The following is a 13,058-nucleotide window of genomic DNA, read 5'->3' as shown; positions in this document are numbered from 1 at the left end:
AAGCCACCCAACCGCACCAACGAAGCGACTGTCTCGCAGGGAGCGGCACTAGCCTAGTGCCGTCATCTGCAGCATGGCCACGCGAGGAGCTCGGAGGCGTCCTCGAAAGCTTCGAAAAGAAGGGCTCCGCACCCCCACTTGCCAACCACCGGCACTAAGGCTAGTGCCGCTCCCTGCGGGTCGGCCTGTCACCTTCAGAGACACATGGACCGCATCAAGCTCTTTGCGCGCCAGCAAATGGGGGCAGGAATGCCCCCACTCCTTGAAGGGTGGCGACGTGTTGGATGGTGGGAAAGCGTTATCGCTCCGCGTCACAGCCGTCAGGCCGGAGGCCTAACGTCCACTGTCAGGCGGGGACGCCTAACCTCTCCGCCTGAGGCGAAGCACCGGCATGTGGGTATCTGCGCTGCTCTGCCTCCGTTGCATCGAATCGCACCACGCCGGGGCACGTCCTCCTACCCTCCCGCCCTACCCCTTCAATCCTCTGCGTCCTTTGCCCCTTTGCGGTTAACCGGAAACGGCCTCGTGGTGGGATTGACAGGCGAAGACCATGCGAGGATTTGCTGGTCAGGCCGGAGGCCTAACGTCCACTGTCAGGCGGGGACGCCTAACCTCCGTGCCCTCCCCCTTTTTCGCCTCCCCACATCCTCCCAAAACCCTCTCGGGCGGTCTGCACGAGAGTCGAGTAAAAATATTTTTCAGCAGGGCATTCGCGCTCCGTACTAATAAAGACGGGGCGAGACGGATATTCCCGACTAAAACAGTAGGGTTTGGTCTGCGGAATGTGTTGTGCTCACCCCGAAAACCCTTAAGATTACGTCCGGCTCGGAGCCGGGAACTATGTTGGATTTCATCAAACGGTCGCGTCTGACCCGGCAGGGTCTGTCTTGTGGAAAGACGCGTCGCAAGCATCTCGACAGCGAATTTTGGGAGATTCTTCGTGAGAACCCGCTGGTGGGCATCAGCATTTTTGCCGCCGGCTTTCTGGTGACGACGCCGCTTCTGGGCGCCCTGGCGGAGAACCTGCCGAATGCCGCCGGGGTGAGCCCGGTCTTCATCGCTGCTGTGTTCCTGACGGCCACGCTCCACTGGGCGCTGGGCTTTCCCAAGCACCTGCGGACGAATGGCACGGCGGTACTCATGCTTTCCGCCCTGGGGCTGCACCTGGCCCTGGTCGGGGCGGTGCTGAGCTATGCGCACCACCGGAGCTGGACGCCGGACTATGCCGTCTTTCTGGTGCCGCATGCGCTGGCGCCCATGATTCTTTGCATGCTGGCGGGTCGCCGGCTTGGTTTTTTTGGTGCGCTGTATGCCGCCATCCTGGGAGCGCCGCTGGTGCCCTCCCCTTCTGTTTTGACCTTCATCGCAGCAGCACTGGCGATTGGTTTTTTTGGCGTGTTCGTCACGCGCAAGGTGCGCCGCAGAAGCCGCCTGCTGACCAGCGGGGTCTATCTGGGCATCTTTGCCACAGGCATGATGGTCTTCTTCGGCCAGATGCCCATGGCGGTGGCAAAGGGTCGCGAAGCGCTCACCATGGCTGCGCCGCTTTTCTGCGGCATCCTTTCGGTCATGGTGGCGGGCGCGGTGCTGCCGGCCTTTGAATCGCTCTTCCACCGCACCACGGCGATTTCCTGGCTGGAACTGGGTGACCTGAACCACCCGCTCATGAAGCGCCTCAGTATGGAAGCGCCGGGCACCTATCACCACTCGCTGGTGGTGGCGAACCTCGCCGAAGCGGCGGCTGAATCCATCAGCGCAAATGCGACGATGTGCCGCGTGTGCAGCTATTTCCATGACATCGGGAAACTCACGAAGCCGGAGTACTTCATCGAGAACATGGACCCGGAGAACAATCCGCACGATGACCTCACGGCGCGCATGAGTGCGCTGGTGCTCATCGCCCATGTGAAGGACGGGGTGGACATCGCGATCAAACACAGCCTGAACAGCGCGATCATCGATGTCATCGAGCAGCATCACGGGAACTCGCTGGTGTACTATTTCTACCGCCGCGCGCTGGAGCAGAAGAAGGAAGCGCTGAAGCTGGTGGAGGAAGACAAGGCGCGGCAGGACGATGTGCCGGATGTGAGCGAAGACGGCTTCCGCTATCCGGGGCCGAGGCCGCAGTTCAAGGAAAGCGCCATCATCTCCCTGGCGGACGCCGTGGAGAGCGCGAGCCGCACGCTGGCCAAACCCACCCCGAACCGCGTGGAGCAACTGGTGGATGACATTGTGCGCAACCGTCTGCTGGACCACCAGCTCGATGAGTGCGACCTGACGCTGGCCGAACTGAATGAAGTGAAGGCGAGTTTTGTGAAGACCTTGATGAGCATGATGCACAGCCGCATCAAGTACCCCAAGGAAACCCAAGAGAAGACCCGCGACGAAGAAGTGCGCAAGCAAGGACGTGACCTGGAGCGGGAACGGGATCGGGACCGCGACAAGGATCGTCCCTCCGACCATGGGCATGGGCACAGCCATCATGGTGGCGGTGGTTCGGGTTCGGGTTCGGGCACCAAGACCCAGGTGCGCGGCAGCACGGCGGCGTGAGGGATTTGTAGTGGTGAGGTTGGTGGTATTGGGCTATTCGGTAAAAACATGCCACACACACAGGGTGTTTGGCTTGACTACGACCACCCAAGCCAACCGCTGAGCACCGATGTGGCCCTTTCGAAAAAAGCCAGTACTCCCTCCCCCTCCGGATGTCATCATGGGTGATGACTGGGCGAAATACAGTACGACCCTTGAGGAATGGGAATTTGAGCTAGACGGGACCGAGTTCACTCTGTCGGGACGGGAGTTTGACCCACAGGCATTCGAATGGGCGCGCACCGCCCTTGTCGATATGCGGAGACTGCTGCCTGAAATCGATCGCGAGGTCCTGAAGAACCTCGATGGTGATTCATGTGATGTGTCGACGAGGGAGTTGCTTTCGGTCAGTCTGGATGACTATGCCAGCAAGGGAGAGATCAACCTTGCGTTCACTGGGGATGATTCGTGGGGAGACTTTGGCGTGAATGTCATTCTGGCAGGAGGCAAGATTGTGGATGCCTACGGCGGGGACTAGGAATGCGCCTCGCGGGAGCCGCCTTTTGGGGAGGAACGCGTGAACAATCCACAAAGCTGCGATCTTCACCACTACAGCAAGAGCGCAGTGCCCAAGGAACGGGAACGCCTCGTTCCCGAACGACTGACGTGGCAATCCCTCCGCCTCATGCATGCAACGCCGTGCTCTGTCCGCGTTCTTCTTGAGTGCCGCATGGATCGTGGGGTGACGACGCATGCTATGGCCGCTCGGAATGGCTATATCAATCGTTCGGGAACGAGGCGTTCCCGATCCTTGGGCACTTCGTTCGCATCACACCGGTGGGGTTGCAGCTGAATCGTTTCTGTGGCGCGCTCTCCCAAAGCGGTGCTTCGCACACGCACTCCAAGGCGCTGCGCGCAAGGTGGTGGCTGCTGGGGAAATTCTGTGCTGCACGCGTGTGATGATTCACGAGACGTCTCCACGACCCGTTTTCCGTGCGCCCCTCTACCCTCCAAACTCATGGTGGTGATGATGACAAAACAGGGCATCGGGTGCGACTCTTCCGGGGCATTCACACCCCAGGCGGTAAGTGTCGCGCTACTGAGCGTTGACGGGTTGGTCAAGCTGTGTTGGATGGCGCTGCGATGGGATTGTTGGCAAATATTTTGGGAGCGGTGGCATTTGCAATGTTGTGGTCAAACAAGACTTACTCCTGGCTTTGGTGGACCGTTGTGGGGTTGATTGTGGCTGATGTTTTTATCTCTTCCACACTCAAAGAGTCGCTCCGGATACATGGTGCAAAGGCTGGCGCCACGATTTTCTTGGGTATAGTCTGTACTGTGGTGCAGCTTTCAATCATTGGAATTGGAGTCAGTTCCTTCTTTCTGTGACCTGGGTGGAGTGCCTTTGGTCTTGACGGTTTCGCGAACGTGTCATTTCTCTCTCCACCCCGCTTCATGCCAAAACTCGAACCCCAGCCCCAGCCCATCACCTTCGCAGGCACATGCTTCGTGCTCTCGATCGTGGCGTTCCTGGTGCATGCGTGGCTCAGTGCGGACCGGCTGCCGGAGAAGGTGGCGACACACTTTACGATGGATGGCACTCCGGATGGGTGGATGACACGGCAGCAACATCTGTGGTTCATGACGGGCATGGGCATCGGCCTGCCGTCGCTGATTGTGGGAGCGTTCCTCATCATCCGGAAGGTGCCCGCGCGGTTCGTGAACCTGCCCTATCGCGAGTACTGGCTGGCGGAGGAGCAGCGTCCCGTCACCATGGCGTGGATGACCCGCGCCGCCCTGTGGCTCGCCTGTGGCATGATACTCGGCATGGGGGTGATGCATGAATGCGTGCTGCGTGCGAATCAGCAGACGCCAAAGACGTTGGAATCCGCACCGGTGATGCTGGTGGTGGCCATCATGATGGGTTCCACGGTGATCTTCGTGATTTCCATGGTGCTGCACTTTTCCAGGCCACCCGCCGCTGCATCGCAGTCACCGTAGTGGGATGTCATCCTGCCACCGGATTTCCTCACATCACCTCCTATTACACCACAGCATCTCATGGCAACCTTGAAGCCCACGCTTCGGCTCTACAATCACCACCCTGAAGTGAAGGGCGCGGCGGCTCCCCTGCCCCGCTGGCGCACCGTGGCCAAGCACGCGCTGCCCAAGGTGAAGGCCGAGGCGACGGCGGAGGATGCGCCACTGCTGGAACTGGAGGAGGTGGAGATCACCTTTGTGAATGATGACGCCATCGCTGCGGTGCACGGGGACTTCATGAATGACCCCACCCCCACGGATGTGATCACGTTTCACCACGGGGAGATTCTCATCTCACTGGACACCGCGAAACGCCAGGCCGCCGAGCACGGCCAGCCGTGGGAGAAGGAGACCGCCCTGTATGTGATTCACGGCCTGCTGCACCTCGCCGGCTGGGATGATCGCGAGGAGGAGGAACGGAAGCAGATGCACGCGATTCAGGAGAGGATTCTGGGAGAAGTGTGGGAGTGAAGCGTGAGGGGTGGTGAGGGTGCAGGGTAGAGCAGGCCTGCGTGAGGTTTTGTCGCAAAGCAGCGAAGCAGCAGAGCAGCAAAGGAGATGAGGGTTCGTTGCGGTTGCGTGCGGGTGGTGGCTTGCGTGGTCGATTCTGGTTAACCGCAAAGGGGCAAGAGAGGCAAAGGACGCAGAGGATTGGTGGGTTTGAGTGGGCCGGTAACGAACGTGCTGTGGCGTGGTGCGTCTCGTTGCAGAGGAGGCAGAGACGCGCAGATACCCGCACATTTCGCGGGCTACCTCAGGAGGAGGTTAGGCGTCCCGCCTGACAGTGGACGTTAGGCCTCCGGCCTGACGATGGTGACGCGGAACGATTGCGTGCCTGAGATAGGTTAGTGCGTCGCGGCCGGTCAAGGAGTGGGGGCATTCCTGCCCCCATTTCGGTCTGCCACGATTTCAGACGAAGTCAGTCAGTAGTGGCACAACGTGTAGCAAATCCCTCGTGTACGCCTCTGAGGGATGAATCGTCATCACGCGATGCCACATCACGTGAGCAATGGGGACAGGAATGTCCCCACTCCTTGAAGGGTGGCGATGTGGTGGGTGGTGAGAGAACGTAGTCGCTCCGTTCGGCTGGTGATCGTCAGGCCGGAGGCCTAACGTCCGCTGTCAGGCGGGGACGCCTAACCTCCTTGCCTGAGCGCGAGCATGTGGCGTATCTGTGCGTCTCCGCCTCCTTAGCGTCGAGAGGTACCACGCCAAATCACATCCACCACCCTCCCGCCACACCTTCCAATCCTCTGCGTCCTTTGCCTCTCTGCGCCTTTGCGGTTAACCGGAATCGGCCACGCAAGGTGACGAGCCGAATGCGTGTGGTTGGCTTGGTGATCGTCAGGCCGGAGGCCTAACGTCCGCTGTCAGGCGAGGACGCCTAACCTCCTTTTCTTTGCTGCTTCGCTGCTTGGCTGCTTTGCGACCAACACAAGAACACGAAGAAGGGCAGCTGGCGTGTACCGGCTGCCCTTCTTGATATTGTTCGTTCCGCTATCGCGCTTACTTCGGCAGCATCGCGAGGTACTGGTCGGTGAGGTGCTTCACGCGGTCGCGGAGCGGAGGAAGCTGGGGCTCGAGTTTGGTGAGCGCGGCCTTGGCTTCGACGATGGTCTTTTCACCATCAGCGATGGCCTTGGTGGACTTCTCAATGGCGGCGTTGCTGTCGGTGATGCGCTTCTTTTGAGCGGCTACATCGGCCAGGGCTTTGCCGACCTCGGCGCGCTTGGCTTCCACGACCTTCATGTCAGCAGCGAGCTTGGCGCGGACTTCGGCGAGCTGCTTCTCGACGGGTTCGAGCGCGGTCTTGATCTGCGCGATGGCTGCCTGCACGGGCTGGGCCTTGGCGGCGAAGTCCTTCTCCGCATTGGCGGGGTCGGCCTGCTTTTCACCACGAGCTGCCTTCTGCTTTTCAATCTGCGCGGCAAGGTTGTCGCGCTGATTGCGCAGAGGAGCGGCAATCTTCTCCGCGTTCTCGAAGTCACCACGCGTCGAGCGCATGCGGCCTTCCTTGTCCTTCACGGCATTGGCCGCGGCGGCGATGGCCTTGTCAGCATCTGAGGAAGCCTTGCGCGCGGTTTCCAGCGCGGCCTTGGCGGCGGCTTCGTCGTTCTGCTTCACCTTCACGGCCTGCTCCAGCGCGGCGACGGCAGCGGCAGTTTCGCCGGCCTTCTTCTCTGCGGCAGTGACAGCTCCCTTGAGATCGTTCACCTGCTTCTGGGTGGAAGCGATTTGGTCCGCGTTGTTGGAGGCGGTCACGGCAGCGAGGTCCTTTTCCTTCTGCGCGAGTTCACCCTTCTTCGCCACGAGGGCGGCATCGGCGTCCTGGCGCGCCTTGGAGGCGGGCGGCACGGACTTCTGCGCGGTCTCGGTGGCCTGGTGCGCAGCGGCGAGGGCGGCGTCCTTGGTTTTCTGCTCGGCGGCCTTCGCCTGCTGGGCCTTGGTGGCGGCGGCGTGCTGTTCCTGGGCGGCCTTCAGCTCTCCTTCGGCAGCGGTGAAGACAGTCTTCTTTTCATCCGACTGCTTCTGCGGTCCTGCGACTTTCCCATTCACATCGTTGAGCTGCTTGTTCAGCGCATCGATCTGCTTGGAGATGTCCTCCACCGCTTTCTGTGCGGCAGCAACACGGGCGGCCTTCTCCTGCTCGAAGCCCTTCAGCTCGGCTTCCTTCGCGGTGAGCGCAGTCTTGTGCTTCGCTTCCTCAGCAGCGAGCGTGCCTTCCTGCGCCTTGGAGGGGTCGATGATCTTTTCCACACCGGGGAGTTCGCCCTGCACCTTGGCAAGAGCGGCTTCCAGCCCGGGGATGGCAGCGGTGGCTTCGGCGATGGCCTTCTTGCTCGCTTCAATCGTCGCGGCAGAGCTGGTCTTCGTTTCTTCCGAATCCTTCACGGCATCCGTGTAGCCGGTGACTTCGGTTTCGAGCTGGGACAGCTTGTCCTTCTCCGCGAGCAGGCCAAGATTGAACTGCGCAGCGCGCAGAAGCGTGGGCTGCTTTTGCAGGGCGGCGATGAGGGCCTTGTGCTCCTCCACCTTCTTCTGCGCAGGGGCCACGCCATTGCGCACTTCGCCAAGTTGCTTCTCGGTCTCGGTGATGTTCTTCGGCCAGGCTTCGACGGCCTTCTTCGCATTCTCCAGCTCCTTCGGCTTGGCAGCCTTTTCGGTGTTGGTCTTGGCGATGAGATCCTGTGTGTCCTTGATGGCCTTGTCGAACTCGGCGACAGGGCCGGGTGCGGTGGCGATGGCCTGCTTCAGCGGGGCAATCTGCGCGCGCTGGGCTTCGACGACGGTCTTCTTGTCACCGACCTTCTTCTCAGCCTCGGCTTTCTGCGGGGCTTCCTCGGGCTTGGTGAACTTGGCTACTTCCGCTTCGAGTGCCTTCAGCTCGGCCTCCACCTTGGCGAGGGCGGCATCCTTCTCCTTCACCTGAGCAGTGGTCTGCTCATATTTCTTGATGGCATCCAGATGCGCCTGGCGCTTGGCCTTCGCGTCGTTGAGCTGCTTGTCGAGCTCGGCGAGCTTCGTGGGATAGGCCTTGATGGTTTCCTCGATAGCCTTGCGATTCGCCTCGGTGTCGGCAAACTGCTTCTTCTGGTCCGCGAGCTGGGCTTCCTTCGCAGTGACAGCATCCACGGCCTTCTTTGCCTCGGCTTCCACGGCGGGAACCTGCGCGGTGAGGTCGGCGATGCGCTTCTCCGTTTCGATCACACGCTGGGCGATGGGAGACGGATTGCTGGAGAGGGCGCCCTTTTCGGCGAACTTGTTTTCCAGGCTCAGAATCTTGAGCTCACCGCGCCAGTTGGCGGACACGGCGCCCTTGGAGTCGCTGAGGGCCACGACCTTCGTCACCACATCACCCTGGCTGGGGGATTCGGCGAGCTTGTTGCCATTGGCATCCCAGAGCTTCACCTGTCCATCGCGACCGGAGGTGAGAATCTTGCCATCCGGAGTGAAGGCCACGCTCTGCACGCCACCACCATGGGCAGCCCAAGTCTTCACCTGCTTCCCTTCAGTCATCTCCCAGAGAATGATGGTGCCGTCCTCACTCGCGGAGGCGAGGAGATTGCCATCCGCACGCCAGGCGAGGTCCACGCAAGAGGCCTTGTGCTGGCCGAGGGCGAAGAATTCACCGCCGTTCGCGGCTTCCCACACATTCACGTTGCCATTGCGATCCGCGCTGGCGAGCAGCACGCCGTCCGGGCTGAACTCGGTGGCGAGCACCCACTCGGTGTGCTTGCCGATGACGTACAGTTCTTCACCGCTGGCAACGTCGTAGACCTTCACCTTCTTCGAAGGCGTGCCGATCACGATCTTGCTGTGGTCTGCGCTGATGTCTGCGGACATGACGCAATCCATCTCCTTGCCCACTTCGGTGATGCGCTTGCCGGTCTTCACATCCCAGACAACAGCGTGGCCGAACTTGCCGCCACGTCCCCCGCCCATGACGAGGAGGGAACCGCTGCTGCTGAACTTCAGCGTGCGGGCATACCCTTCCGTATAGGGGAAGATGCCGACGAGCTGCTGGCTTTCGGTATCATAAAGGAGCACCTGCTTCGGCGAGGCGACGGCCACAAGATTCGTCCACGGGCTGGCCGCCATGGCGGTGACCGCGGTAGTGTGCTGCGTCACGATGACGGGCTCCAGCAGCACGTGCTCAGGACGCGCGATGGGGCCCTCCGGCTTGCCCGCGCCGGCGGCGACGTTGAGATCGATCTTCGGCTTGCTGGATTTCTTCGCGAGGCTGGACTTCGTTTCCAGCAGGCCGCCATCGATCCACTTGGCCATCAGCGCGATGTCCGCGGCGGACAGGGGCGAACCCTCCGGCGGCATGAAGGGCTCCTCGAGCTTCTTGGTGGTGGTGATCATGCGGCTGCCACCCGAATTGCCCGCTTCCACCACGGCGCCACCGCCGCCACCTGACATCAGTCCGCCGAAGGAGGTGAGGTCCAGGTCGCCCTTCTTCTTGTCCGGGTTGTGGCAGGAGAAGCACTTGTTTTCCAGCATCGGCTTGATGTGGTCCACATAAGTGATCTTCCCCCCGTCCTGGGCGATGAGCAAGCCACTGGACGTGAAGGAGATGGCAATGAGGGAAGCAGGGAGATTGATTTTCATCATGCGGGAGGGCACCTAAGCAACTACGGTCAATCGAGAGGAATTGTTTCGGGAGGATGAAGGAGTTTGCAGGAGCTTCGCGGGGAGTGATCCGGCGTTGCGGGGAGGGGGTGCGTGAGTGGAAGGGTGGCTCGCAGGCGGGTGGTACGTGGTGGGGCGTACTCAGGTTAACCGCAAAGGGGCAGAGGGGCGAAGGACGCAGAGGATGGGAGGGTGCGGTGATGGGAATGTGTGCGCGGGCTTGGGGTGGTATGCCTCGTAGCGGAGGAGGCAGAGACGCGCAGGTAGGGACCGTGGAGGAAGACTTGGAACCGGCCGTGATAGCGGAGTTGGTGGGTTTTTGTCGCAAAGCAGCGAAGCAGCAACGCAGCAAAGATGGACAGGAAGTCGGGTCTCCTGACCGGACAGTGGTTGGCGGGTTTTCCTACCCGCCTCTCTCATTCGGCGATATCACGCGGCGGCTGCACAACATTTCCGTATACGCACCGGGCCTCTGGTTCTAGAAAAAGACAAACATGCCAACGTTGCTGCTGCTTCTCATCGCCACCGCCTGGATCATCACAGGCTTCGCGGCTTACGGATGTGTGCTGCTTGCCATCTTCGCATGGCTCAACCGAAGGACGCTGGATCCCACCCGACTGCCGCAGGTGCTGCAGGCCGGCTGGAAGTCTGGCATGCTGTCGCTGGTTTGTGTTCTCACTGCTGCGCTCATCCTTCTGATCATCAATTTCTCGCAATATCCTCTGAGCGAACTCAGCATCGCCGACGTGATGGAATGGAGCAAAAATATGACAAGAGGCCTCACCGCCGTGGCCGGGATCGCGGTGATTTCTATTTTGCCCACCGGAGCCTGCTGGTTCTGGGAGCGGAGCTTGCGAGGGAAGAGGGCGGCTGTGCGTGTAATGAAATGGAGTGAAATGAATTGGAATGAAATGAACAACACCCGGGATGGATAGGTCGACCCAGCCTGCATGCACTCCTCGCCATTTCTTCCAAGAGCAGTGTCCAATCTCGAGCTGCTGTTTTGGTTTGCTGTCATCACGGTTGGAGTGACCTCCACCCTGCTCTCCTATGGTGCGCTGGCTGTCGCGCTTCGGAGCCAATTTAGACGAAGCTCCCCAAGGAAGCGGAATCGACGTCTGCCACGGATGCTGAGAGTCTCCTACCGCCAGGGGCGGTGTGCGCTCGTGTGCGTGGGAGTCTATGTTCTCTTTATCGTTGGTCGATTTGTCGTGGAACGTTCACACTGGAATGCCGCGGACGTCGTGGAGATCTACCGGGATCTCGCGGAGCACGTCTTCAGAACCTTTCCGCTGGCTGCCGTGGTGATCGTGCCCTTTGGCGTGAGCTGGGTCTGGATGCGCCGCCTCGGCCGGATGAAGAACCGGTGGCAGCGGGTGTGAAAAGAGCATTTCCGTGCGTGCACCGGGCCTCAGATTTGAGATAAGATAAAACATAAACATGCTGGACCCGCTTCTCATTCTCCTCGCCATCACCTGGCTCGTGTCAGGTTTCATGGCGTACGGACACGTGCTGATGGCCACTGTCTCATGGCTCGACCGAAAGTGGCCGGACCCTGCCGGACTGTCGCAGGACCTGCAGACCGGCTGGAAGTGTGGCCTCCTGTCGCTGGGTTGTGTCGTCACCGTGTTGATCATCATTCTGATCCTTACTTGCTCCAATCATCCGCTGACTGAATTCAGCGTCACCGCCGTGATGGAGTGGAGCAAGCATTTCAAGACTGCCTTCATTCTCACGAGCCTACCCGCGGTGATTGCTATTTTGCCCACCGGAGTCTGCTGGTTCTGGGAGCGGGGCCTGCGGGCGCGGGGAATACGAGGGGATGCCCTCATTTGATTTGATCTGATGAGATGAGATGAATCGAAGACTTCCCGCAGGCATCGCGAAAACTGATTCCACAATTCCGTGGACTGTGACGACCTTTTGTGGAGGATGCGCACGGCATGATGTCATCTGACACGCTCCTCTTGGCGTATATTGTTTTCATCCCTTTCTGGGCGGTCGTGACACTTGGAGCGTACGGCGGGCTGATCATTGGTCTGTTCGCCCGCTACTGGACAGACATTGACCGCAGCGAACTGCCGGGCCTGCTCCGTGGAACTTCGAATTTCGGACTGGTGTCGATGGGGAGCATCGTGGCGATGTTCGGCCTTGAGATCTCGTTTCGCCTGTCCTGGGATGGCAGAATCAACCTGACGTCCATCATGCAGTGGATTGATGGCATTGCCGTGGGCGCGTCGCAGCTGGCAGGATTTGCGGCGATCACGAGCGTTCCCACCACTTGGTGTTTGATCTGGGGCGCAATCCTTCGTGGCAAGCGACTCTGAACGCGGTAACGGCAGATGCACGCATTCAAGGAGCATGGAAGTTTCCGCGCAGGCATTCCGAAAACTGTCTCCACAATTCCTTGGACTATGACGACCTTCTGAGGAGGGTGCCGCGGCATGATATCCCTACCTTTCAGCCAGCAACCTTTTCTCGCGGCGAACGCGTACTTGGAACTCCCCCGGCCATATGATGGTGAAGTCTTTCTTTCGATTGCCCTTGCCTCCATCTGGCTGACGGCCACGCTCATCTCGTATGGCGCGCTGCTGATGGCACTGAAGACCCGCTTCTCCCGGCGCGCTCCAGCGAAACGTAACCGGCGCCTGCCCAAGATACTCCGTGTCTCCTACCGGCAGGGCCTGCTCGCGCTCGTGGGGGTGGTGTTGTATTTGGGTTATTACATCTATCGATTTTCCGTCTATCCCACTCGGAGCTGGGATGCGGAAACTGTGGCGCGCATGGGTACGGGCCTTGCCGAAACCGCCGCCATTGCCGGACCCTTCGCCGTCGCTGCTGTCATCTCGCTGGGTGCGAGTTTGATTTGGATGCGCCGTTTGCAGCGGGTGGCGGCTTAGGAGGAGGCTCCATCATCCGGAGAGGATGATGGCTCGATGTCTGGGTGCCGAGCTGGGTTTTCTGCACGTCTCGTGAGACGGATCATCACTTGAGACAACGAAGCATCTGCGGTGCACCACCTTGCGCGCAGCGCCTTGGAGTGCGTGCGCGTAGCGCCGCTTTGGCGGGAAGCTTCGGTGCGGAGCATCGGGCAGCTGCCTGCTGCAGCAGGCAGCGTTGCACTTTCCAGCATTCCTTCATCCCGCAGGCTTCGTTCCGGGTCTTGCTGCAAGTCAGGTATCAACACGCTCGCAACATCATCTCGCAAAGCGGTGCTTCGCACACGCACTCCAAGGCGCTGCGCGCAAGGTAGCCTGCTGCTGGGAAAGGTACAAAGTTATTGGTGCTTTGGAAGTCACGAGACGCTTCCATGAATTGCACCCCATGCCTTGGGCGAGGTAGAATGCCAGGGGTTC

At 60.3% G+C, this 13,058-nt stretch carries 10 protein-coding genes; 9 read left to right on the top strand and 1 reads right to left on the bottom strand.

Going from position 1 to position 13,058, the window contains the following annotated elements:
• Nucleotides 1-840 precede the first annotated feature (840 nt).
• The 4 genes from G5S37_RS11365 (at nt 841) to ybeY (ending at nt 5,040) form a co-directional block, all read left to right on the top strand.
• Nucleotides 841-2,550, top strand: a complete 1,710-nt coding sequence (locus tag G5S37_RS11365) for an HDIG domain-containing metalloprotein (protein WP_165203807.1) — start codon at nt 841-843, stop codon at nt 2,548-2,550.
• 109 nt (nt 2,551-2,659) lie between these two features.
• A complete protein-coding gene (locus G5S37_RS11360; protein WP_165203805.1) occupies nt 2,660-3,067 on the top strand; it encodes a hypothetical protein in 408 nt (135 codons plus the stop codon).
• Between the two features lie 917 nt (nt 3,068-3,984).
• Nucleotides 3,985-4,530: a DUF1648 domain-containing protein gene (locus tag G5S37_RS11355; protein ID WP_165203803.1), complete on the top strand. Its 546-nt coding sequence runs from the start codon at nt 3,985-3,987 to the stop codon at nt 4,528-4,530.
• A 60-nt stretch (nt 4,531-4,590) separates the two neighbouring features.
• Nucleotides 4,591-5,040, top strand: a complete 450-nt coding sequence (gene ybeY / locus G5S37_RS11350; RefSeq protein ID WP_165203801.1) for an rRNA maturation RNase YbeY — start codon at nt 4,591-4,593, stop codon at nt 5,038-5,040.
• 1,035 nt (nt 5,041-6,075) lie between these two features.
• Here ybeY and G5S37_RS11345 read toward each other — a convergent pair.
• The gene (locus G5S37_RS11345; protein ID WP_165203799.1) at nt 6,076-9,684 is read right to left on the bottom strand and encodes a c-type cytochrome domain-containing protein; all 3,609 of its coding nucleotides are present in this window, start codon (nt 9,682-9,684) and stop codon (nt 6,076-6,078) included.
• Nucleotides 9,685-10,205: 521 nt separating this feature from the next.
• Here G5S37_RS11345 and G5S37_RS11340 point away from each other — a divergent pair.
• The 5 genes from G5S37_RS11340 to G5S37_RS11320 all read left to right on the top strand — a co-directional run bounded on the left by G5S37_RS11340 (nt 10,206) and on the right by G5S37_RS11320 (nt 12,602).
• Nucleotides 10,206-10,637 (top strand): hypothetical protein, encoded by a 432-nt coding sequence (locus G5S37_RS11340; RefSeq protein WP_206026401.1) that lies wholly within the window; start codon nt 10,206-10,208, stop codon nt 10,635-10,637.
• A gap of 276 nt (nt 10,638-10,913) precedes the next feature.
• A complete protein-coding gene (locus G5S37_RS11335) occupies nt 10,914-11,084 on the top strand; it encodes a hypothetical protein (protein ID WP_165203795.1) in 171 nt (56 codons plus the stop codon).
• Nucleotides 11,085-11,142: 58 nt separating this feature from the next.
• On the top strand, nt 11,143-11,538 hold the full coding sequence (locus G5S37_RS11330) for a hypothetical protein (protein WP_165203793.1): 396 nt from the start codon (nt 11,143-11,145) through the stop codon (nt 11,536-11,538).
• 107 nt (nt 11,539-11,645) lie between these two features.
• Entirely contained in the window at nt 11,646-12,029 is a 384-nt protein-coding gene (locus tag G5S37_RS11325; RefSeq protein ID WP_165203791.1) for a hypothetical protein, read from the top strand.
• Nucleotides 12,030-12,146: 117 nt separating this feature from the next.
• On the top strand, nt 12,147-12,602 hold the full coding sequence (locus G5S37_RS11320) for a hypothetical protein (RefSeq protein WP_165203789.1): 456 nt from the start codon (nt 12,147-12,149) through the stop codon (nt 12,600-12,602).
• The last annotated feature ends 456 nt before the right edge of the window (nt 12,603-13,058 follow it).

Source organism: Roseimicrobium sp. ORNL1 (genome assembly GCF_011044495.1).
Classification (GTDB): domain Bacteria; phylum Verrucomicrobiota; class Verrucomicrobiia; order Verrucomicrobiales; family Verrucomicrobiaceae; genus Roseimicrobium.
Note: the sequence above shows the minus strand (reverse complement) of the source record. Positions and strands in the feature narration are given on the sequence as shown.